Below are 19,366 nucleotides of genomic sequence, written 5' to 3'. Positions count from 1 at the left end.
CGATGCGTGCTCCCGGGGGCGGGTCGACGGACTCGTTTCACTCCTCCCGCTTCGTCCGCGCAGGACGGAAGGCGCTGTGCCGCAACGCTCCTGCGGTCCGCTGCATCGCGGTTCCCTATCCAGCGGTTCTCGCGAGGCGAGATCCCTTACCCTGAACGGTTCATCTCTCCCATGAAATCGTGGCGGCCGGCTTTGGTCGCAGCGCCCGAACGCAGCACGCGGAGCATCGCATCCGTCCGGGTTCCGCGTAGTTGCGCGCGCTGGCAGCGGCATCGGTTAAGCGCACCGCCGAAGGGTGCCGGAACGTGCTGGGCGGACCTGCGACCTGCCGCTGGCGCGAGAGTCGCGTGTGGCCGGGCAGGGGACATGCGCGACCGCCCGCGCGCCCGGCGCACCGACCAAAGCCGTGGATGCGTCGCGGCAACCTGCTCCCCCGATCCCGTCCTATGACCCTCCCCCGCTTCCACGCCGTCGACCCCGACACCCTCTCGGTCCACGCCACAGCCGTCGTCGTGGATGGCGCCGCCCTGCTGCTCTGCGGGCCCTCGGGGTCCGGCAAGAGCGGGCTCGCCGCGCAGATGATCGCGGGCGGCGCCGGGTTGATCGCCGACGACCTCTGCCTCGTCCGCCGCGGCGTGCCTCCCGTGGTGGCCGCGCCGCCGGATGCCCCCGCGGCGATGGAACTGCGCGGCCTCGGCCTCGTGCCCGTGCCGCTCCACCCCGCCGCGCCGCTCGCTGCCGTGCTGGTGCTGGCGCCGTCTCCCGCGCGCCTGCCGGAGCCGGAGACGATCCCCGTGCTCGGCCGCGACGTCTTGCTGCTGCGCCATCCCTACCGCTTCGACGCCGCTGCCAAGATGCTGATCTGGATGGCCGCGCATCGTCCCGGGTGACCGCGGCGCATCGGTTCCGCGCGATCCGATCACGAACCCGCGCGGGGCCTTATTCACGCCGATCTTTCGTCATATCTGGCGGTACGAACCCCCGCGACCCGGAGACCCCATGCCGTCCGAGCACGACTCCACGGACCTGATCCTCGTGACCGGCCCTTCGGGCGCCGGGCGCACCACCGCGATCCACGCGCTGGAGGATGTGGGTTTCGAGGCGATCGACAACCTGCCGCTCTCGCTGATCGGCGCGCTGCTGGCGAGCGACGAGGGCCGGCGCCCGCTCGCGCTCGGGCTCGACGTGCGCAACCGGGACTTCAGCATCGACGCCGCGCAGGCGCTGGTGGAGCGGCTGCGCTCGGATCCCGACCGGATCGTGCGCCTGCTCTACCTCGACTGCGCGCCCGACACGCTGGTGTCCCGCTTCTCCGAGACGCGCCGCCGTCACCCCCTCGCGCCCGACGAGGACGTCGAGACCGGCGTGGCGCGCGAGCGCGACCTTCTGATCCCGCTCCTGGAGCAGGCCGACATCGTGATCGACACCACCGCGCTGACGATCCACGAGCTGAAGGCGGAGCTGCAGTCCACGCTGGCGCACGGGCACACCCGGCGGCTGGCGCTCTCGCTCCAGTCGTTCAGCTACAAGCGCGGCATGCCGCGGGGGCTCGACATGGCGTTCGACGTGCGCTTCCTGCGCAACCCCCACTGGGTGCCCGAGCTGCGGGGCCTGACGGGGCGCGACGCCCCCGTCGCCGAGCACGTGGCCGGCGACGAGCGCTTCGCCGGCTTCTTCCGCCGGGTGGAGGACCTGATCCTCTCGCTCCTGCCCGCCTACCGCGACGAGGGGCGCGCGCATCTCGCCATCGGTTTCGGCTGTACCGGCGGGCGCCACCGCTCCGTTGCCGTAACGGAAAGACTGGCGGCCCGTCTTGCGGAAGCGGGGTGGCGGGTATCTACTCGTCACAGGGAGCTGGACCGCCGTGGACGCGGACCGGCGCGAGGACTGCAATGATCGGGATCGTGATCGTCGCTCACGGGGGCTTGGCCGAGGAATACCGCCGGGCGATCGAGCACGTCATGGGACCGCAGGAGGGGCTGCGCGCGGTGGCGGTCGGGGCCTTCGACGACCGCTCCGCCAAGCAGCTCGAGATCTGCGATGCGGCCGATGCGGTGGACACGGGCGACGGCGTGGTGGTGGTGACCGACATGTTCGGCGGCTCGCCCTCGAACCTCAGCCTGCCGGCCTGCGTGCCGCGCGACCGCGTCATCTTCTACGGCGCGAACCTGCCCAGCCTCATCAAGCTCGCCCGCTCCCGCGCGAAGCCCGTCTCGGAGGCCGTGGCCTTGGCCAAGGCCGCGGGCACGCGCTACATGGACGTCGCGCACGGGCCTGCCGCCTGACACGCGCTGACGGGGGCGGCATGCCGAGCGAGATCATGAAGATCGTGAACGAGAAGGGCCTCCATGCGCGGGCCTCGGCCCGGTTCGTGGAGACCGTGGAGCGCTTCGACGCCCACGCCACGGTGCTGCGCGACGGCATGGAGGCGGCGGGCGATTCGATCATGGGGCTGCTGATGCTGGCCGCCGCCCGGGGCACCACGATCGAGGTGGAGACCGGCGGCTCGGAGGCGGAGGCGCTGATGGCGGCCCTGCGGGAGCTGGTGGCCGACCGGTTCGGCGAGGGCATGTGAGCCGCCTCGCACCGCCCCGGGGGCCGGCGATGCCGGCGGCCGACGCGGACCGGCCGACCCTCGGCACCCCCGGCTACCGTCCCTACGACCGCGCGGCCCTCAGCTACGCCGCCACCTTCGACGACCCCCTGCGCGCGGGCGCGATCCGGGCCGTGGAGTGGATGACCGGCAAGCGGCGCCTTCTCGCGCTGATCCGCCGCTTCGAGCGCGAGGGGGTGGAGCGCGGGCAGGCCTTCTGGTCCCACGCGCTGCGCGTCATGGGCATCGAGCTGCGGGTCGACGAGGCCGCGCTCGCGCATATTCCCGCGAGCGGCCCCGTGGTGGTGGTGGCGAACCATCCCCACGGGCTGGTGGACGGGATGGTGCTGGCCGCGCTGATCGGGCGTCGGCGCGAGGACTACCGCATCCTCACCCGCAGCCTGCTCTGCGACGTGCCCGAGATCGAGCGCTTCGTGATCCCGGTGCCGTTCCCCCACGCCCCGGACGCCCATGCCCGCATGATGGCGATGCGCGCGCGGGCGGCCTACCAGCTGCGCCGCGGCGGGGTGGTGGCGCTGTTCCCTGCCGGTGCGGTGGCCGCGGCGCGGACGTGGCGGGGCGAGGCGGTCGAGGCGCCCTGGACGGCGTTCACCGCCAAGCTCGTACGCGAGGGCGGGGCGACGGTGGTGCCGGTGCGCTTCAGTGGGTGCAACAGCCGGGCCTACCAGGTGGCGGGGCTCGTCTCGCCGGTGCTGCGCCAGGGGCTGCTGCTGCACGAGGTGGTGCATGCGCTGAACCGCCCGCAGGCGCCCGTGATCGGCGCGCCGATCCCGCCCGAGGCCTGGGCGCCCGAGGCCGCGAACGCCACGCGCTTCGCGGCCTGGCTGCGCGCGCGGTGCCTCAGCGCGTCGGCGTAGGGTCGCCCTCGCCGCGGTAGTCGTAGAAGCCGCGCCGGGTCTTGCGGCCCAGCCAGCCGGCCTCGACGTACTTCACCAGGAGCGGGCAGGGGCGGTATTTGGTGTCCGCCAGCCCGTCGTGCAGCACGTTCATGATGGCAAGGCAGGTGTCGAGCCCGATGAAGTCCGCCAGCTCCAGCGGCCCCATGGGATGGTTCGCGCCGAGCCGCAGCGAGGTGTCGATCGAGGTCACGGTGCCGACGCCCTCGTAGAGCGTGTACACCGCCTCGTTGATCATCGGCATCAGGATGCGGTTGACGATGAAGGCCGGGAAGTCCTCGGCGGTGGCGGCCTGCTTGCCGAGGCGGTCCACAACGCCCTTGCAGGCCGTGAAGGTGGCATCGTCCGTGGCAATGCCGCGGATCAGCTCCACGAGCTGCATGACCGGCACGGGGTTCATGAAGTGGAAGCCCATGAACCGCTCGGGCCGGTCGGTGCGGCTGGCGAGGCGCGTGATCGAGATCGACGAGGTGTTCGAGGTGAGGATCGTGTGCGGCTGCAGGTGCGGCACCAGATCCTCGAAGATCGCCTGCTTGATGGTCTCGCGCTCGGTCGCCGCCTCGATCACGAGGTCGGTGCGCCCGAGGTCCGAGAGCGTCATGGTGGTGGCGATGCGGCCCAGCGCGGCGTCGCGGTCCGCGGCCACGACCTTGCCGCGCTCCACCGCCCGGTCGAGGTTGCGCCGGATGAGCGCGAGGCTGCCGTCGAGGGCCTCCTGGCCCACGTCGGTCATCAGCACGTCGTAGCCTGCCAGCGCGCAGACATGGGCGATCCCGCCGCCCATCTGCCCCGCGCCCACGATGCCGATCCGCTCGATCTCCATGCCTGTCCCCCTCCGGTGCGGACGGGACCATAGCAGCGGGCGGGGGGGTCGCAAGCGGAGGCGCGGGGGCGGAGGCGCGCGTTCCGCCGTAGCGCAATCGTGCAAAGCCGGCGACCATGCTGCACTGCATTCGTGCAAATCCACCCTTTGAGGAATGGGTAAGACTTGCGCGCGATGAGGGAGGCGAGCCACCGAATCGCGAGGATCGCCATGACCTTCCATGCCCGCCGGATCGACGGAGACGCCCTTCCCTGGAGCCTTCCCGGGGGCAAGCTCGCGTTCCGCGGCCCCGCGGTCGACCCGGAGGGGCCCTTCGTGGCGGTTCTCGGCGCCTCCGAGGTCGCCGGGCGTCACGTGGCCGAGCCGTTCACCCACTCGCTGAGCCACGCGCTGGCGATGCCGGTGGCGAACCTCGGGGTGCAGAATGGCGGCGCCGACGTGATCCTGCGCGAGCGCGAGGGCATCCTCGCCATGGCCGCACGGGCCGAAGTGACGGTGCTGCAGACCCTGGGCCTCCACAACCTCACCAACCGCTTCTACCGCGTGCACCCGCGCCGCAACGACCGGTTCCTGCGCCCCTCGAAGCTCATGCGCGAGACGTTCGGCCGGGCCGACTTCAGCGACTTCGTGTTTACGCGCCACATGACGGCGGCGCTGCGCGGACACGGCGCGTTTCCCTACGCGCAGCTCGTGGCCGAGCTGCAGGCCGCCTGGGTCGCGCGCATGCAGGAGATCGTGATCCGCATTCCGAACCGCATCGTGCTGCTGCACATCGAGGGCACGCGCGGCGCCGCGCAGGGGGACGACCCGCTGCGGGTCACGGATGCCATGATCGAGGCGGTGATGCGGGGCTGCGACGCGGAGGTGCGCTGCGACGTACGGGAGATGTACGACGACGTGCACCTCGAAGAGATGCAGTTCGCTCCCGAGGAACGCGAGAGCGCCCGCCACGCGCTGCCGCCCGTCGCCCACGACCTCGTGGCCGAGCGGCTGGTGCGCGCCGTGGGGCCGCTGCTGCGCGGGTGCCCGGCCCCGGCGCGCTCCGCCCGCCGGCACGACGCATGACCCCCTCAAACGTGCGAAGGGCCCGCCTCCCCATGGGGACGCGGGCCCTTCGCCGTTCCGGACGGGCCGGTCAGAGCTTCTCGGTCAGCTCCGGCACGGCGGTGAAGAGGTCGGCCACGAGGCCGTAGTCGGCCACCTGGAAGATCGGCGCCTCCTCGTCCTTGTTGATGGCCACGATGACCTTCGAGTCCTTCATGCCCGCGAGGTGCTGGATCGCGCCCGAGATGCCGACCGCGATGTAGAGGTCGGGAGCGACCACCTTGCCGGTCTGTCCCACCTGCCAGTCGTTCGGCGCATAGCCCGAGTCCACCGCGGCGCGCGACGCGCCCACGGCGGCGCCCAGCTTGTCGGCCAGCTTCTCGATCATCGCGAAGTCCTCCTCGGAGCCGATGCCGCGGCCCCCGGAGACGACGATGCCCGCCGAGGTCAGCTCGGGGCGGTCGCTCTCGGCGACCTTGTCCTCGACCCATTCCGACAGCGCGGGGTTCTCGGCCGCGGAGACGGTCTCGACCGGAACCGAGCCGCCTTCGCCGGCCGCGTCGAAGGTCGAGGTGCGGATCGTCATCACCTTCACCGCGTCCGCCGACTTCACGGTCTGGATCGCGTTGCCCGCGTAGATCGGGCGCTCGAAGGTGTCGGCGTCGACGATCGCGGTGACGTCCGACATCACCATCACGTCCAGGAGGGCCGCGACGCGGGGCATCACGTTCTTGGCGTCCGTGGTGGAGGGCGCGAGGATGTGGCCGTAGTCGCCCGCCAGCGAGGCGATCAGCGCGGCCGTCGGCTCGGCCAGGCGGTGGCCCAGCGAGGCGTCCTCGGCGACCAGCACCTTCGAGACGCCGTCGAGCTTTGCGGCAGCCTCGCCGGCGGCCTGCGCCGAGGCGCCGGCGCAGAGCACCGTGACGTCGCCGAGCTGCTTGGCAGCGGTCAGCGCCTTGGCGGTCGCGTCCGCCTGCAGCTCGCCGTTCGTGACTTCCGCGATCAGAAGAACCGCCATCAGACCGCCCCCGCTTCCTTGAGTTTCGCCACCAACTCGTCGACCGAGGCCACCATCTCGCCGGCCTTGCGCGTCTCGGGCTCCGAGGTCTTCACGATCTCCAGCCGCGGCGCGACGTCGACGCCGTAGTCGGCCGCCGTCTTCTCATCGAGGGGCTTCTTCTTGGCCTTCATGATGTTGGGCAGGGAGGCGTAGCGCGGCTCGTTGAGGCGCAGGTCCACAGTGACGATGGCGGGCATCTTCACCTTGATGGTCTGCAGGCCGCCGTCCACCTCGCGGGTCACCGAGGCGTGGTCGCCCTCGATCTCCAGCTTCGAGGCGAAGGTGGCCTGGCTCCAGCCCAGGAGGGCGGAGAGCATCTGGCCAGTCGCGTTCATGTCGTTGTCGATGGCCTGCTTGCCGGCCAGCACGAGCCCCGGCTGCTCCTCGTCGATCACGGCCTTGAGGATCTTGGCCACCGCGAGGGGCTCGATGTCCTGGTGCACGTCCTCGGAGGCGATCACGAGGATCGCACGGTCGGCGCCCATCGCGAGGGCGGTCCGCAGCGTCTCCTGGTTCTGCTTCACGCCGATCGAGACGGCGATCACCTCCTCGGCGGCGCCCTTCTCCTTCAGGCGAATGGCCTCCTCGACGGCGATCTCGTCGAAGGGGTTCATGGACATCTTCACGTTGGCGAGGTCCACGCCCGATCCGTCCGCCTTCACGCGGACCTTCACGTTGTAGTCGATCACCCGCTTCACGGGTACCAGCACCTTCATGTCGCAGTCTCCTCCGTCTGTCGCGCGACGGATACCGGAGGCACCCGAGGCGCGACAGGCGAAAAACGACGCAGGGGCGGGCGATGACGCAATGTCCTTACGTGCGCGTCACGCGGCTGGGAGGCTTAGGCAGCGATGCCGTGACGCGACGCGAGGCGATCGAGGATGGTGCCCTTCGGCGGCACGCCGTCGTGGTAGGTCGCCAGCCGGTCGCGCACCCGGCGCCCGTAGAAGTGGATCGACTGGGTAGCGGGCGTGCAGGCCTGCCAGGTCAGGCGGGCGCGGCGGAAGTAGCGGCCGCGCTCGCTGTAGTGCACTGGGTAGAGCACCTCGGAGGGCAGGGCGTAGCGGATCTCCTTCGACTGGCGGAGCTCCCAGGTCAGCGCCTGCGGCCCCAGCGCCCCCCACGGCATCTCGGAGGCGGTCATGGGGTCGCCGTCGCGCTTCCGGCGAAGGGCCTGGGCGAGGATGCGCGGCGGCAGCCAGGGCAGCACCGCCTCGGGGTCCGCGGCCCAGGCGTTCAGCTCGCGCAGGGCAGGGCTGTCCGCGGGCATCGCCAGCACGCCGCTGGCCACCGTCTTGCGCTCGGCATCGTCCCAGGAGAACAGGTAGCCGTCCACGGGCCGGAACGGGCGCAGGCAGTAGGCGTCGGTGTCGGACCAGATCACCCCCGGGCGCCGGCGCAGCAGGCGGTAGCGGAAGACGTCCGAGAACAGGGCCGGGCTGTCGGTCCGCTCGTGGGTCGGGATCTCGTCGGGGCAGGCCATGATCTCGCGCGCGTCGCGCGCCTCCACGCCGTCCGGCAGGCCGTCCACGGGCTCGTAGCTGTACATCGTCAGGGGGTGGCCGACGTCGAGGAAGGACTGGATGCACAGGCGCTCGACGAACGAGAGCGGCGCGTTCGTCCAGAACATGGCCACGGGGGCGAGGGGTTGGTCGGGCATGGCGACGTCTCCGATGGAAGGCGCCGTGGGCGCCCGCGTTCGGTCGGAGAGTGGCGATGCCGCATGGCGGCGGTTCGGCGCGCGCGGGCCCGCGCGGCGGAGCTTCCGTGTCGGGTTCGAGATCAATTCGACTAGAATGGGGCGCGTCGTTTCCCGTGCCGGGTCGCGTCGCCGCGCCGTGGCGGCCCCGCCGCCGCCCGCCTCAGCGGTTCGCCCCCGGAACCCACAACACGTCGGCGCGGCCGTCGTCGTTGGCGATGCGCGAGGCGACGAAGAACCAGTCCGAAAGGCGGTTGAGGTAGCGCACGGCGGCCTCGGTGACCTCCTCCTCGGCCGCCAGCGCAACGGCGAGGCGCTCGGCGCGGCGCGAGACGGTACGGCACAGGTGCAGGTGCGCGGCCAGCGCCGAGCCGCCCGGCAGCACGAAGGAGCGCAGCGGCTCGAGCGCGTCGTTCATCGCGTCGATCTCGCGCTCGAGCCGGTCGACCTGCTCGGCGGTCATGCGCAGGGGCGCGTACTCGGCGGCGCCGTCCTGCGAGGGGGCGGGGCGACACATGTCGGCGCCGAGGTCGAAGAGGTCGTTCTGGATGCGGGCGAGGGCCGCGTCCATGTCGCCCTCGGCGTGGAGGCGGGCCATGCCCACGGCGGCGTTGGTCTCATCGGCGGTCCCATACGTCTCCACGCGCAGCGCGGTCTTGGAGACGCGGGAGCCGTCGCCGAGCGCCGTGGTGCCGCCGTCGCCGGTGCGGGTGTAGATCTTGCTCAGGACGACCATGTCAGGAGCCCGACCCGGCGCGCAGCCACACGAAGCCGAGCAGCAGGAGCACGGCCACGAACTGCGCGATCACGCGCCAGCGCATCAGCTTGTTGGCGTACTTTCGGTTGAAGTCGCCGCCCTTGGCGAAGCCGCCGATGCCGGTCAGCAGGATCAGCAGCACGACGAGGCAGGCGCCCGCCACCACGAGGAAAAGGGGATCGTCGGCCATGGATGTCCTCAGTTTCGGGCGAACACCGCGTCGAGGGCGCGGGTCGGAAGGATGCGTCGGAGTGCGCCGCCGAGATGGGTGGGCACCGTGACGTAGTATCTGGGGCGCGGGCGGGCGGCCTCAACCGCGTGGACCAGCTTTGCGGTCACCGCCTCCGGCCCCAGCTCGAAGCGATCCGTGCCGGTCTGCTCGAAGCGCCGGATCTGGGCGCGGTAGTCCTCGCGCCGCGCCGAGGCCTCCCAGTCGATCCAGCGCTCGAACTGGAGACGCGCGTTCGCGCGGAAGCGCGAGGTGATGGGGCCCGGTTCGATCAGCACCACGTGGATGCCGGTGCCGCGCATCTCGAGGCGCAGCGTGTCGGTCAGGCCCTCGAGCGCGAACTTGGTCGCGTTGTAGGCGCCGCGCCACGGCATGGCGGCGAAGCCGAGCACGGAGGAGTTCTGCACGATCCGCCCGTGGCCCTGCGCCCGCATCACCGGGATCACGCGGCGGGCGAGGTCGTGCCAGCCGAAGAAGTTGGCCTCGAAGATCGCGCGCAGGGCGTCGGTGGGCAGATCCTCCACGAGGCCCGGGATCGCGTAGGCGCCGTTGTTGAACAGCGCATCCAGCCGGCCCCCGGTCGCCGCCAGCACCTCCGCCAATCCGGTCTCGATGGTGTCAGGCGCCTCGTAGTCGATGCGCGGGCTCTCCAGCCCCTCGGCGCGCAGGCGTTCGCAGTCGGCCTCGCGGCGGCAAGCGGCGAACACGCGCCAGCCGCGGGCCTTCATGGCGTGCGCGGCGTGGTGGCCGATGCCCGAGGAGCAGCCGGTGATGAGGATGGTCCGCATGGGGGTCTCCGCGCACGCGAAGGGCGCCCGCAGGCGCCCCCGTCATGTCGTGTCGTGATCGGTTCGCGGCGGCTTACGCCGGCTCGAGGAAGCGAGCGGCCATGTAGCCGGTGGCGCCCGTCGCCACGTCGCGCAGCTCGACCCAGCCGTTCACCGGATCGCCGATCTGCTCGACCAGCGTGCCGCGCACGAGGCTGTCGACCACGCCGTTGCCCGTGGAGGGGCCCAAGCGCAGGTTCACGCGGCTGCCCGAGACCTTCATCAGGCCCTCGACGCCGTCCACCGACGCGGTCGTCACGGCGACCGGGGTCGCGGCCGGCTCGACCAGCGACACGCGCTTGGGCTCGCCGATCAGTGCGGGCTGCGAGAAGGTGTCGGCCGGGGCGGGCGCGGCGGCGGCGATCAGGGCGGCGGCGGGCGCCGCGGCGGCGTCGCGCGTGACCTGCGCACGGCTCGACGCGTTGGTCTCCAGCACGACGGGGCCGTCCGGGGCCGCGTTCTCGGCGAGGATCACGGGGGCGGGCGCACGCTCCTCCGCGAGCTGATCGGGGTCGCCCCAGATCACGAATCCGGCGTAAAGCGCCGCGGCGAGCGTGAAGGTCAATCGAAACATGTCTCGTCCCCAGAATGCAGCTTGGCTGTGCTGCTCTACCAACGCGGGCAACCCGGCAGTTGGTTCCCCGCGAAAACAATCGTCCGCCTACTATACGCTCTTTCTTCCACGTTCTTGCTGCAAACGCTTCCCCCCTCTAAGTCCGCGCGATGACCAATCCGAAAGACACCGGCCCGAAGGGCACCGGCGGCCCGCACGCCGTCGTCTCCGAGCCGCTGGCGCAGGCCATCGGCGAGCGCTACCTGACCTACGCGCTTTCCACGATCATGCACCGCGCGCTGCCCGACGCGCGCGACGGGCTGAAGCCCGTGCACCGGCGCATCCTGTTCGCGATGCGCGAGCTGCGGCTCTCGTCCACCGGGGGCTTCCGCAAGTCGGCCAAGATCTCGGGCGACGTGATGGGCAACTACCATCCCCACGGGGATGCCGCGATCTACGACGCCATGGCGCGCCTCGCCCAGGACTTCGCGGTGCGCTACCCGCTGGTGGACGGGCAGGGCAACTTCGGCAACGTCGACGGCGACAACCCGGCCGCCTCGCGCTACACCGAGGCGCGCATGACCGCGGCCGCCGAGGCGCTGCTGGCGGGGCTGGAAGCGGACGCCGTGGACTGGCGCGACAACTACGACGGCACCCTGCAGGAGCCGGTGGTGCTGCCGGCGGCCTTCCCGAACCTCCTGGCCAACGGCGCGGCGGGCATCGCCGTGGGCATGGCTACCAACATCCCGCCCCACAACATGGACGAGCTGATCGAGGGCTGCCTGCGCCTGATCAAGTCGCCGAACGTCTCGGACGAGGTGCTGGCGGGGCTGATCCCCGGCCCCGACTTCCCCACCGGGGGCGTGATGGTCGAGCCGCCCGCCTCGATCCTCGAATCCTACCGGACGGGGCGCGGCGCCTTCCGCCTGCGCTGCCGCTGGGAGGTCGAGGACCTGGGCAAGGGCCAGTGGCAGATCGTGGTCACCGAGATCCCCTACCAGGTCGCCAAGGGCAAGCTGATCGAGAAGCTGGCCGACCTGATCCAGACCAAGCGGGTGCCCATCCTGGCGGACGTGCGCGACGAGAGCGCCGACGACATCCGCATCGTGCTCGAGCCGCGCGCCCGCACGGTGGTGCCCGAGACGCTGATGGCGACGCTGTTCCGCCTCTCGGACCTCGAGACGCGGTTCTCGCTGAACATGAACGTGCTGATCGACGGCGTGACGCCCAAGGTCTGCAGCTTGCGCGAGGTGCTGCGCGCCTTCCTCGATCACCGCCGCGAGGTGCTGCTGCGCCGCTCGCGCCACCGCATGGCCAAGATCGACCATCGGCTGGAGGTGCTGGAGGGGTTCATCGTGGCCTACCTGAACCTCGACCGGGTGATCGACATCATCCGCTACGACGACGCGCCCAAGGCTGCGCTGATGCACGAGGACTGGGGCGCGCCGCGCCCGCGCGCCACCTCAGAGGCCGACTACCGCTCGCCGCTGCCCACGGAGCGCGATCCCGACCTCTCGGCGGTGCAGGCCGAGGCGATCCTCGACATGCGCCTGCGCGCCCTGCGCCGGCTGGAGGAGCTGGCCCTCCTGAAGGAGCGCGACGCGCTGATGGAGGAGCGGGCCGGGCTGGAGGACCTGCTGGAGAACGAGGGCGTCCAGTGGAAGGCGATCTCGGCCGAGCTGCGCGAGGTGCGCAAGCGCTTCGGCAAGGGCACGCCGCTGGGCGCGCGCCGCACCACCATCGAGGAGGCCGCCGCCGTCGAGGAGGTGCCGCTCGAGGCCATGATCGACCGCGAGCCGATCACGGTGGTGCTCTCGCGCATGGGCTGGGTGCGGGCGCTGACGGGGCACAAGGCCTTGGACCGGGAGCTGAAGTTCAAGGACGGCGACGGCCCCCACCTCGCGTTCCACGCCGAGACCACGGACCGGCTGGTCGTCTGGGCCTCGAACGGGCGCGCCTACACGGTACCGGCCTCGAACCTGCCCGGCGGGCGCGGCATGGGCGAGCCGCTGCGCCTGATGGCCGACATGCCGCAGGAGGCCGAGATCGTGGCGATGTTCGTCCACGTTCCGGGGCGGCGCCTCGTGGTCGCCTCCACCGCCGGCGACGGCTTCGTGGTGCCCGAGGACGAGTTGATCGCCTCGAAGCGCGCGGGCAAGCAGGTGCTCAACCTGCGCGGCGATGTGCGGGCCATGGTTCCCGTGGAAGCGCGGGGCGACCACGTCGCCTGCGTCGGCGAGAACCGCAAGATGCTGCTGTTCCCGCTCGCCGAGCTGCCTGAGATGCCGCGCGGCAAGGGGGTGCGGATGCAGCGCTTCCGCGACGGCGGGCTGTCGGACTTGGCCGTGATCGCGCTGGAGGAGGGGCTCAAGTGGCTCGACCCCGCGGGGCGCACCCGCCACCAGACCGACCTCTCGGACTGGGTAGGCACGCGCGGGCAGGCGGGACGCATGGCGCCGCGCGGCTTTCCGCGGGACAACCGCTTCGCGCCGCCGCCCGCGGCCGCCGAGCCGGCGGGCTGACGGTCTTGCGCTCGCTCCCCCCGGTGGGTAGGAGGCGCGCGATATTCAACACGGGGCCCTGCGGGGCCCCAATCGCAGAATGGGGCCCGGCATGGCGAAGGCGAAGTTCGAACGGACCAAACCGCACGTGAACATTGGCACGATCGGCCACGTGGACCACGGCAAGACGACGCTGACGGCGGCGATCACGAAGTACTTCGGCGACTTCCGGGCCTACGATCAGATCGACGGCGCGCCCGAGGAGAAGGCGCGCGGCATCACGATCTCGACCGCGCACGTGGAGTACGAGACCGACAAGCGCCACTACGCGCACGTCGACTGCCCCGGCCACGCCGACTACGTGAAGAACATGATCACGGGCGCCGCGCAGATGGACGGCGCGATCCTGGTGGTGAACGCGGCCGACGGCCCGATGCCGCAGACGCGCGAGCACATCCTGCTGGGGCGCCAGGTCGGCATCCCGACCATGGTCGTCTACATGAACAAGGTGGACCAGGTCGACGACGAGGAGCTGCTCGAGCTCGTCGAGATGGAGATCCGCGAGCTGCTGTCGTCCTACGACTACCCCGGCGACGACATTCCGATCGTGAAGGGCTCGGCCCTGGCCGCGATGGAGGGCCGCGACGAGGCGATCGGCGAGAACTCGATCCGCGCGCTGATGGAGGCCGTGGACGAGTGGATCCCGACGCCCGAGCGCGCCGTGGACCAGCCGTTCCTGATGCCGATCGAGGACGTGTTCTCGATCTCGGGCCGCGGCACGGTGGTGACGGGGCGCGTCGAGCGCGGCGTGATCAACGTGGGCGATAGCATCGAGATCGTGGGCATCCGCGACACCAAGACCACGACCTGCACGGGCGTGGAGATGTTCCGCAAGCTGCTCGACCGCGGCGAGGCGGGCGACAACATCGGGGCGCTGCTGCGCGGCATCGACCGCGAGGGCGTGGAGCGCGGGCAGGTCCTGTGCAAGCCCGGCTCGGTGAAGCCGCACACGAAGTTCGAGGCCGAGGCCTACATCCTGACGAAGGAGGAGGGCGGCCGCCACACGCCGTTCTTCGCGAACTACCGTCCGCAGTTCTACTTCCGCACCACGGACGTGACGGGCACGGTGGAGCTTCCCTCGGGCACCGAGATGGTGATGCCGGGCGACAACCTGAAGTTCAACGTCGAGCTGATCGCGCCGATCGCCATGGAGCAGGGCCTGCGCTTCGCCATCCGCGAGGGCGGCCGCACCGTCGGCGCCGGCGTGGTGTCGAAGATCGTGGAATAGGGCGACTTCGCGAAGCGAAGTCTGCCCACCCCGGCAGTGCAAGGCCCCCGCACGGGGGCCTTGCCACGTGAGGTGGACGCGGGCGAGGCGGCAGGGGGGTGCGCAAGCACCCTCCCGAGAGCCACCCGGTCGCCGCCAGGCACAACGAAGGGCCGTCCCGAAAGGGGCGGCCCTTTCAGCATTCGTGACCGCGTAGCAGACGCACCCTACCTCTCCGGAATGCCCAGTCCCCCCAACCTCGCCGATCCCGCCGAGGCCGAGCGCCGCCGCACACTTCTCGGCCTGTCCCATGCAGCCCCCCTGGCGCGGCACGCGGAGAAGCTGCGGCGCGAGGGGCTGCCCGGCGATGCGGTGCCCGACTTCGACCCGCTCGACGGAGGCACCGGCGCGCGCCTCCTCCTGCTGATGGAGAAGCCCGGTCCCGGCGCCGCGCGCACCGGCTTCGTGTCGCAGGACAACCCCGATCCCACCGCCGCGGCCGTCCGGCGCTTCCTCGGCGAGGCCGGGATCGCCCGCGCCGACGTGGCGATCTGGAACACGGTCCCGTTCTGGAACGGCACCATCCGCTTCACCGCGGCGGAGCGCGCACGCGGGCTGGCCGCGCTGCCCGCCACGCTCGCCCTCCTGCCTCGGCTCCGGGTCACGGTGATGGTGGGGCGGCAGGCCGAGCGCGCACGCGGGATGCTCGAGGGGCGGGGGCTGCACCTCGCCACGTCCGCCCATCCGAGCGGACAGGTCCGGGCCGCGCGCCCCGCGCTCTGGGCGGCGATCCCCGCGATCTGGGCCGAGGCCGCGCGAAGTCTGCGCTGAGCCCTTGCGCGCCCCGTCCGCGCGGTCTAAGGGCGCCCATCCACGGACGGGGCCGCCCAGCGGCCCCCGTTTTCCGTCAGGGTCCGACGAGGGCGCCGGATGAGCCGCCGCCCTCCTCTCGACTCGAACGACGGCCCTGGCGCCCCATCGGCGCGCGGCCGTCCTGTCAGGCGACACCCATGAAAAGCCAGAACATCCGCATCCGGCTCAAGGCGTTCGACTACCGCGTGCTCGATAGCAGCACGCAGGAGATCGTGAGCACCGCCAAGCGCACCGGAGCCCAGGTCCGCGGGCCGATCCCGCTGCCCAACAAGATCGAGCGCTTCACCGTGCTGCGCGGCCCGCACATCGACAAGAAGAGCCGCGACCAGTGGGAGATCCGCACCCACAAGCGCCTGCTCGACATCGTCGACCCCACGCCCCAGACGGTGGACGCGCTGATGAAGCTCGACCTCGCCGCCGGCGTGGACGTCGAGATCAAGGTCTGAGGGGAGGTCGCACCATGCTTCGTTCCGGAGTGATCGCGAAGAAGGTCGGCATGACCCGCCTCTTCCAGGAAGACGGGCGCCAGATCCCCGTCACCGTCCTGCAACTCGACGCCCTCCAGGTCGTCGGCCAGCGCAGCGACGACAAGCACGGCTACACCGCCGTGCAGCTCGGCGCCGGCACCGCGAAGGCCAAGCGCACGTCGAAGGCGATGCGCGGCGTGTTCTCGGCTGCCAGCGTGGAGCCCAAGCGCAAGGTCGTGGAGTTCCGCGTCGACGCGGATGCCATGATCCCGGTGGGCGAGGAGATCATCGCCGACCACTACTTCGAGGGCCAGTACGTCGACGTCACCGGCACCTCGATCGGCAAGGGCTTCCAGGGCGCCATGAAGCGCTGGAACTTCGGCGGCCTGCGCGCATCGCACGGCGTGTCGATCAGCCACCGCTCCCACGGCTCCACCGGCCAGTGCCAGGACCCCGGCAAGGTGTTCAAGGGCAAGAAGATGGCCGGCCACATGGGTGCCGCGCGGGTGACCACGCAGAACCTGCAGGTGGTCCGCACGGACACCGACCGCGGGCTCATCATGGTCAAGGGCGCCGTTCCCGGCTCCAAGGGCGGCTGGGTCACGGTGAAGGACGCCGTGAAGAAGCCGTTCCCCGAGAGCGCCATCGTGCCCGCCGCCCTGATGTCGGCGAAGCGCGAGGCCGCCAAGGCCGCCGAGGAGGCCGCCGCGGCCGCCGAGGCCGAGGCCCGGGCCGCCGAGGAGGCGCGTCTGGCCGAGGAGGCCGCCGCGCAGGAGGCCGCGCTGAAGGAAGCCCAGGCGGAGATCGCCGAGGAGAAGGCGGACACCGACAACTCCGACGCCACCCCCGAGAAGAAGGAAGGTGACGCATGAAACTCGACGTCATCACTCTGGACGGCGCCAGCGCCGGCTCGATCGAGCTGGCGGACGAGGTGTTCGGCCACGAGCCCCGCACCGACATCCTGCACCGCGTGGTGCGCTGGCAGCGCAACAACGCGCAGGCCGGCACCCACAAGGTCAAGACGCGCTCCGAGGTTAGCTACTCGACCAAGAAGATCGTCCGCCAGAAGGGGTCGGGCGGCGCCCGCCACGGCTCGCGCAAGGCGCCGATCTTCCGCAAGGGCGGCGTCTACAAGGGCCCCACGCCCCGCTCCCACGGGCACGAGCTGCCCAAGAAGGTGCGGCGCATGGGCCTGATGCACGCGCTGTCCGCCAAGGCCCGCGAGGGCCGGCTGGTCGTGATCGAGAACACGGCCGCCGAGGGCAAGACCTCGGCGCTGGCCCGCCAGGTCCGCGACCTCGGCTGGAAGCGCGCGCTCATCATCGACGGCGCGCAGGTGGACGAGAACTTCGCCCAGGCGGCGCGCAACCTCGACAACCTGGACGTGCTGCCCAGCCAGGGCGCGAACGTCTACGACATCCTCAAGCGCGAGACCCTCGTGCTGACCAAGGCGGGTGTCGAAGCTCTGGAGGCCCGGCTGAAATGAACACCTACGACGTGATCCGAAAGCCGATCATCACCGAGAAGGCGACGCTGGCGTCCGAGCAGAACGCCGTGGTCTTCGAGGTGGCGATCGACGCCAACAAGCCGACCATCAAGGCGGCCGTCGAGGAGCTGTTCGGCGTGAAGGTGCGGGCGGTGAACACCGCCATCACCAAGGGCAAGCGCAAGCGCTTCCGCGGCCGCCCCGGCCAGCGCAAGGACGTGAAGAAGGCCTACGTGACCCTCGAGGAGGGCAACACGATCGACGTGACCACGGGGCTGTAAGCCTGCGGCACGTCGGAAGGTCAGGGGGCCCCGCCGGGATCGGCGGGGCCCCTTCGCGTTCAGTAGTGGTAGCGGAGCTGGGCGATCTCCAGCGCCCGGGCGTCGCCCTCGCCGGCGACGCGGTAGACCATGCGGTGCTCGCGGGTGATGCGGCGCGACCACCAGCCCGAGAGGTCGCCGCGCAGCGGCTCGGGCTTGCCGATGCCGTCGAACGGCGTCCGGCGCGCCTCGCGAATCAGATCGTTGATGCGCCGCAGGAGCTTCGGGTCGGTGCGGTGCCAGTGGAGGTAGTCCTCCCAGGCACCGTCAGCGAAGAGCAGTTTCACCGTCGATCAGCTCCCGCTCCGCGCCGCCCCCGGCATCGAGCTGCCCCACGGCCGCGCGCAGACGCGCCGCGTTCGCGGGCGAGGACAGGAGGTGGAGCGTGGTCTGGATGGCGTCCCACTCCTCCTTGCCGACCACCACCACGGCCTCGCGGCCTGCGCGGGTGACGACCGTCTCGGTGCGGTCGGTGATGGCACGGTCCATGACGGCCTTCAGGTGCTTGCGGGCGTCGGTGTAGCTGACGATGTCCATGGGGCGTCCTCGGAAAGGGCGATGCGCGTCGGTACAGAAACATGTACGCTTCCGCGACGCACGCGGCAAGGGGCGGGCAGGCGCGGGTCCACGCGGTCCGATAGCGGCTCACCCACCCTTGACCCCGTCCCGTCCCCCCACTACACGCCCCCATCCGCAAGGCCCCGGACCCGTCCGGGGCCTTGCCGTTGTGCTTCCCTCCGGGGCGGCGCGACCCGAGCCGGGGACCTGCGGGGCCCTATACCGATGGCGCCATGGGCGCTGATGCAAGCAGACGGAAGACAGCCAAATGGCACTCAAGTCGTACAAGCCGACGACGCCGGGCCAGCGCGGGCTGGTGCTGATCGACCGTTCGGAGCTGTTCAAGGGCCGCCCGGTCAAGTCCCTCACCGAGGGACTGACCAAGAAGGCGGGCCGCAACAACACCGGACGGATCACGATGCGCCGCCGCGGCGGGGGGGCGAAGCGCCTCTACCGGATCGTCGATTTCAAGCGCGCCAAGCGCGACGTGACCGGCGCGGTGATGCGGATCGAGTACGATCCCAACCGCACCGCCTTCATCGCCCTTGTGAAGTACACCGACGGCGAGCAGGCCTACATCCTCGCGCCCCAGCGGCTCGGGATCGGCGACCAGGTGATCGCCTCGGCCCGCGCCGACATCAAGCCGGGCAACGCCATGCCGTTCTCGGGCATGCCGATCGGCACGATCGTCCACAACGTCGAGCTCAAGCCCGGCAAGGGCGGCCAGATCGCGCGTGCGGCGGGCACCTACGCCCAGTTCGTGGGCCGCGACGGCGGCTACGCGCAGCTGCGCCTGTCGTCGGGCGAGCTCCGCCTCGTGCGTCAGGAATGCATGGCGACCGTGGGCGCGGTGTCGAACCCCGACAACTCGAACCAGAACCTCGGCAAGGCGGGCCGCGTCCGCCACATGGGCAAGCGGCCCAGCGTCCGGGGCGTGGTGATGAACCCGATCGACCACCCGCACGGCGGCGGCGAAGGCCGCACCTCCGGTGGCCGTCATCCGGTCACCCCGTGGGGCAAGCCGACCAAGGGCGCGCGGACCCGCAACAAGAACAAGGCGTCGTCGAAGCTGATCGTCCGCTCGCGCCACGCCAAGCGCAAGGGGCGCTGATCATGACTCGTTCCGTCTGGAAGGGCCCGTTCGTCGACGCCCACGTCCTCAAGAAAGCCGAGAAGGCCCGCGAGTCGGGCCGCTCGGACGTGATCAAGATCTGGTCGCGCCGCTCCACCATCCTGCCGCAGTTCGTCGGACTGACCTTTGGCGTCTACAACGGTCGCAAGCACGTGCCCGTGAACGTCTCCGAGGACATGATCGGCCAGAAGTTCGGCGAGTACTCCCCGACGCGCACCTACTACGGTCACGCCGCGGACAAGAAAGCCAAGAGGAAGTAA

The 19,366-nt window shown here is 71.1% G+C and carries 25 protein-coding genes; 15 read left to right on the top strand and 10 right to left on the bottom strand.

Translation table 11 applies throughout. The annotated features are described in order from the left end of the window. Nucleotides 1-446 precede the first annotated feature (446 nt). The 5 genes from K3554_RS15055 to K3554_RS15035 all read left to right on the top strand — a co-directional run bounded on the left by K3554_RS15055 (nt 447) and on the right by K3554_RS15035 (nt 3,471). Nucleotides 447-890 (top strand): HPr kinase/phosphorylase, encoded by a 444-nt coding sequence (locus tag K3554_RS15055; RefSeq protein WP_259941719.1) that lies wholly within the window; start codon nt 447-449, stop codon nt 888-890. A 109-nt stretch (nt 891-999) separates the two neighbouring features. Continuing rightward, on the top strand, nt 1,000-1,896 hold the full coding sequence (gene rapZ, locus K3554_RS15050; RefSeq protein ID WP_259941717.1) for an RNase adapter RapZ: 897 nt from the start codon (nt 1,000-1,002) through the stop codon (nt 1,894-1,896). Then, nucleotides 1,893-2,285: a PTS sugar transporter subunit IIA gene (locus K3554_RS15045; protein ID WP_259941715.1), complete on the top strand. Its 393-nt coding sequence runs from the start codon at nt 1,893-1,895 to the stop codon at nt 2,283-2,285. Before rapZ ends, K3554_RS15045 begins: the two co-directional genes overlap by 4 nt. A gap of 20 nt (nt 2,286-2,305) precedes the next feature. Then, nucleotides 2,306-2,575: an HPr family phosphocarrier protein gene (locus tag K3554_RS15040; RefSeq protein WP_259941713.1), complete on the top strand. Its 270-nt coding sequence runs from the start codon at nt 2,306-2,308 to the stop codon at nt 2,573-2,575. Between the two features lie 29 nt (nt 2,576-2,604). Further along, nucleotides 2,605-3,471, top strand: coding sequence for a lysophospholipid acyltransferase family protein (locus tag K3554_RS15035; protein WP_259941712.1), 867 nt, complete (start codon nt 2,605-2,607; stop codon nt 3,469-3,471). Here the strand turns inward: K3554_RS15035 and K3554_RS15030 are convergent. After that, the gene (locus K3554_RS15030; protein ID WP_259941709.1) at nt 3,455-4,333 is read right to left on the bottom strand and encodes a 3-hydroxybutyryl-CoA dehydrogenase; all 879 of its coding nucleotides are present in this window, start codon (nt 4,331-4,333) and stop codon (nt 3,455-3,457) included. The genes K3554_RS15035 and K3554_RS15030 overlap by 17 nt on opposite strands. A 210-nt stretch (nt 4,334-4,543) precedes the next feature. Between K3554_RS15030 and K3554_RS15025 the strand changes: the two genes are divergently transcribed. Further along, on the top strand, nt 4,544-5,398 hold the full coding sequence (locus K3554_RS15025) for a DUF6473 family protein (protein ID WP_259941706.1): 855 nt from the start codon (nt 4,544-4,546) through the stop codon (nt 5,396-5,398). Nucleotides 5,399-5,468: 70 nt separating this feature from the next. On the opposite strand, the gene K3554_RS15020 is transcribed toward K3554_RS15025, so the two are convergent. The 7 genes from K3554_RS15020 to K3554_RS14990 all read right to left on the bottom strand — a co-directional run bounded on the left by K3554_RS15020 (nt 5,469) and on the right by K3554_RS14990 (nt 10,523). Then, complete coding sequence (locus K3554_RS15020; protein ID WP_259941702.1) at nt 5,469-6,395, bottom strand: electron transfer flavoprotein subunit alpha/FixB family protein; 927 nt, start codon at nt 6,393-6,395, stop codon at nt 5,469-5,471. Continuing rightward, nucleotides 6,395-7,153 carry an electron transfer flavoprotein subunit beta/FixA family protein gene (locus K3554_RS15015; protein WP_259941699.1) on the bottom strand — a complete coding sequence of 253 codons (759 nt, stop codon included), beginning with the start codon at nt 7,151-7,153 and terminating at the stop codon, nt 6,395-6,397. The genes K3554_RS15020 and K3554_RS15015 overlap by 1 nt, the downstream gene beginning before the upstream one ends. Before the next feature lie 125 nt (nt 7,154-7,278). After that, nucleotides 7,279-8,097 carry a hypothetical protein gene (locus K3554_RS15010; protein ID WP_259941696.1) on the bottom strand — a complete coding sequence of 273 codons (819 nt, stop codon included), beginning with the start codon at nt 8,095-8,097 and terminating at the stop codon, nt 7,279-7,281. A 202-nt stretch (nt 8,098-8,299) separates the two neighbouring features. Beyond that, nucleotides 8,300-8,872, bottom strand: coding sequence for a cob(I)yrinic acid a,c-diamide adenosyltransferase (locus K3554_RS15005; protein ID WP_259941693.1), 573 nt, complete (start codon nt 8,870-8,872; stop codon nt 8,300-8,302). 1 nt (nt 8,873) lies between these two features. Further along, nucleotides 8,874-9,083, bottom strand: coding sequence for a twin transmembrane helix small protein (locus tag K3554_RS15000; protein WP_259941691.1), 210 nt, complete (start codon nt 9,081-9,083; stop codon nt 8,874-8,876). Nucleotides 9,084-9,091: 8 nt separating this feature from the next. Next, nucleotides 9,092-9,910: an SDR family oxidoreductase gene (locus K3554_RS14995; protein WP_259941689.1), complete on the bottom strand. Its 819-nt coding sequence runs from the start codon at nt 9,908-9,910 to the stop codon at nt 9,092-9,094. Nucleotides 9,911-9,983: 73 nt separating this feature from the next. Next, nucleotides 9,984-10,523: an SH3 domain-containing protein gene (locus K3554_RS14990; protein WP_259941686.1), complete on the bottom strand. Its 540-nt coding sequence runs from the start codon at nt 10,521-10,523 to the stop codon at nt 9,984-9,986. A gap of 149 nt (nt 10,524-10,672) precedes the next feature. Here K3554_RS14990 and K3554_RS14985 point away from each other — a divergent pair, with 149 nt between their 5' ends. The 7 genes from K3554_RS14985 (at nt 10,673) to K3554_RS14955 (ending at nt 17,377) form a co-directional block, all read left to right on the top strand. Continuing rightward, entirely contained in the window at nt 10,673-13,024 is a 2,352-nt protein-coding gene (locus K3554_RS14985) for a DNA topoisomerase IV subunit A (RefSeq protein WP_259941684.1), read from the top strand. Between the two features lie 91 nt (nt 13,025-13,115). Then, nucleotides 13,116-14,291, top strand: coding sequence for an elongation factor Tu (gene tuf, locus K3554_RS14980; RefSeq protein WP_259940969.1), 1,176 nt, complete (start codon nt 13,116-13,118; stop codon nt 14,289-14,291). A gap of 219 nt (nt 14,292-14,510) precedes the next feature. Next, nucleotides 14,511-15,101, top strand: coding sequence for a uracil-DNA glycosylase (locus K3554_RS14975; RefSeq protein WP_259941681.1), 591 nt, complete (start codon nt 14,511-14,513; stop codon nt 15,099-15,101). A gap of 179 nt (nt 15,102-15,280) precedes the next feature. Continuing rightward, nucleotides 15,281-15,589: a 30S ribosomal protein S10 gene (gene rpsJ, locus K3554_RS14970; RefSeq protein WP_259941679.1), complete on the top strand. Its 309-nt coding sequence runs from the start codon at nt 15,281-15,283 to the stop codon at nt 15,587-15,589. A 14-nt stretch (nt 15,590-15,603) separates the two neighbouring features. Then, the gene (gene rplC / locus K3554_RS14965; RefSeq protein ID WP_259941676.1) at nt 15,604-16,482 is read left to right on the top strand and encodes a 50S ribosomal protein L3; all 879 of its coding nucleotides are present in this window, start codon (nt 15,604-15,606) and stop codon (nt 16,480-16,482) included. Beyond that, complete coding sequence (rplD, locus tag K3554_RS14960; RefSeq protein ID WP_259941673.1) at nt 16,479-17,096, top strand: 50S ribosomal protein L4; 618 nt, start codon at nt 16,479-16,481, stop codon at nt 17,094-17,096. The genes rplC and rplD overlap by 4 nt, the downstream gene beginning before the upstream one ends. Beyond that, complete coding sequence (locus K3554_RS14955; RefSeq protein WP_259941671.1) at nt 17,093-17,377, top strand: 50S ribosomal protein L23; 285 nt, start codon at nt 17,093-17,095, stop codon at nt 17,375-17,377. The genes rplD and K3554_RS14955 overlap by 4 nt, the downstream gene beginning before the upstream one ends. A 59-nt stretch (nt 17,378-17,436) precedes the next feature. Here K3554_RS14955 and K3554_RS14950 read toward each other — a convergent pair whose 3' ends face one another. Both K3554_RS14950 and K3554_RS14945 read right to left on the bottom strand, forming a co-directional pair. After that, nucleotides 17,437-17,703, bottom strand: a complete 267-nt coding sequence (locus K3554_RS14950; RefSeq protein WP_259941669.1) for a Txe/YoeB family addiction module toxin — start codon at nt 17,701-17,703, stop codon at nt 17,437-17,439. After that, nucleotides 17,684-17,953 carry a type II toxin-antitoxin system Phd/YefM family antitoxin gene (locus K3554_RS14945; RefSeq protein WP_259941667.1) on the bottom strand — a complete coding sequence of 90 codons (270 nt, stop codon included), beginning with the start codon at nt 17,951-17,953 and terminating at the stop codon, nt 17,684-17,686. Before K3554_RS14945 ends, K3554_RS14950 begins: the two co-directional genes overlap by 20 nt. A gap of 289 nt (nt 17,954-18,242) precedes the next feature. On the opposite strand from K3554_RS14945, the gene rplB reads away from it, so the two are divergent. Both rplB and rpsS read left to right on the top strand, forming a co-directional pair. Then, on the top strand, nt 18,243-19,085 hold the full coding sequence (rplB, locus tag K3554_RS14940; protein WP_259941665.1) for a 50S ribosomal protein L2: 843 nt from the start codon (nt 18,243-18,245) through the stop codon (nt 19,083-19,085). A 2-nt stretch (nt 19,086-19,087) separates the two neighbouring features. Then, nucleotides 19,088-19,366 (top strand): 30S ribosomal protein S19, encoded by a 279-nt coding sequence (gene rpsS, locus K3554_RS14935; protein WP_259941662.1) that lies wholly within the window; start codon nt 19,088-19,090, stop codon nt 19,364-19,366.

Source organism: Jannaschia sp. W003 (genome assembly GCF_025144335.1).
In the GTDB taxonomy this organism is placed as follows: domain Bacteria; phylum Pseudomonadota; class Alphaproteobacteria; order Rhodobacterales; family Rhodobacteraceae; genus Jannaschia.
The sequence above is the reverse complement of the archived record's forward strand: the minus strand, read 5'-3'. Positions and strand labels throughout refer to the sequence as shown.

Bases quoted from the DNA above. Each gene is read 5' to 3' on its own strand.
- rplD (WP_259941673.1), top strand. From the start codon at position 16,479: ATGAAACTCGACGTCATCACTCTGGACGGCGCCAGCGCCGGCTCGATC.
- tuf (WP_259940969.1), top strand. From the start codon at position 13,116: ATGGCGAAGGCGAAGTTCGAACGGACCAAACCGCACGTGAACATTGGC.
- rplC (WP_259941676.1), top strand. From the start codon at position 15,604: ATGCTTCGTTCCGGAGTGATCGCGAAGAAGGTCGGCATGACCCGCCTC.
- K3554_RS15020 (WP_259941702.1), bottom strand. From the start codon at position 6,395: ATGGCGGTTCTTCTGATCGCGGAAGTCACGAACGGCGAGCTGCAGGCG.
- rplB (WP_259941665.1), top strand. From the start codon at position 18,243: ATGGCACTCAAGTCGTACAAGCCGACGACGCCGGGCCAGCGCGGGCTG.
- rpsJ (WP_259941679.1), top strand. From the start codon at position 15,281: ATGAAAAGCCAGAACATCCGCATCCGGCTCAAGGCGTTCGACTACCGC.
- K3554_RS14990 (WP_259941686.1), bottom strand. From the start codon at position 10,523: ATGTTTCGATTGACCTTCACGCTCGCCGCGGCGCTTTACGCCGGATTC.
- rapZ (WP_259941717.1), top strand. From the start codon at position 1,000: ATGCCGTCCGAGCACGACTCCACGGACCTGATCCTCGTGACCGGCCCT.
- rpsS (WP_259941662.1), top strand. From the start codon at position 19,088: ATGACTCGTTCCGTCTGGAAGGGCCCGTTCGTCGACGCCCACGTCCTC.
- K3554_RS14995 (WP_259941689.1), bottom strand. From the start codon at position 9,910: ATGCGGACCATCCTCATCACCGGCTGCTCCTCGGGCATCGGCCACCAC.
- K3554_RS15045 (WP_259941715.1), top strand. From the start codon at position 1,893: ATGATCGGGATCGTGATCGTCGCTCACGGGGGCTTGGCCGAGGAATAC.
- K3554_RS14975 (WP_259941681.1), top strand. From the start codon at position 14,511: ATGCCCAGTCCCCCCAACCTCGCCGATCCCGCCGAGGCCGAGCGCCGC.
- K3554_RS15055 (WP_259941719.1), top strand. From the start codon at position 447: ATGACCCTCCCCCGCTTCCACGCCGTCGACCCCGACACCCTCTCGGTC.
- K3554_RS15040 (WP_259941713.1), top strand. From the start codon at position 2,306: ATGCCGAGCGAGATCATGAAGATCGTGAACGAGAAGGGCCTCCATGCG.
- K3554_RS15005 (WP_259941693.1), bottom strand. From the start codon at position 8,872: ATGGTCGTCCTGAGCAAGATCTACACCCGCACCGGCGACGGCGGCACC.
- K3554_RS15010 (WP_259941696.1), bottom strand. From the start codon at position 8,097: ATGCCCGACCAACCCCTCGCCCCCGTGGCCATGTTCTGGACGAACGCG.
- K3554_RS15015 (WP_259941699.1), bottom strand. From the start codon at position 7,153: ATGAAGGTGCTGGTACCCGTGAAGCGGGTGATCGACTACAACGTGAAG.
- K3554_RS14945 (WP_259941667.1), bottom strand. From the start codon at position 17,953: ATGGACATCGTCAGCTACACCGACGCCCGCAAGCACCTGAAGGCCGTC.
- K3554_RS14955 (WP_259941671.1), top strand. From the start codon at position 17,093: ATGAACACCTACGACGTGATCCGAAAGCCGATCATCACCGAGAAGGCG.
- K3554_RS15030 (WP_259941709.1), bottom strand. From the start codon at position 4,333: ATGGAGATCGAGCGGATCGGCATCGTGGGCGCGGGGCAGATGGGCGGC.
- K3554_RS15025 (WP_259941706.1), top strand. From the start codon at position 4,544: ATGACCTTCCATGCCCGCCGGATCGACGGAGACGCCCTTCCCTGGAGC.
- K3554_RS14985 (WP_259941684.1), top strand. From the start codon at position 10,673: ATGACCAATCCGAAAGACACCGGCCCGAAGGGCACCGGCGGCCCGCAC.
- K3554_RS15035 (WP_259941712.1), top strand. From the start codon at position 2,605: ATGCCGGCGGCCGACGCGGACCGGCCGACCCTCGGCACCCCCGGCTAC.
- K3554_RS15000 (WP_259941691.1), bottom strand. From the start codon at position 9,083: ATGGCCGACGATCCCCTTTTCCTCGTGGTGGCGGGCGCCTGCCTCGTC.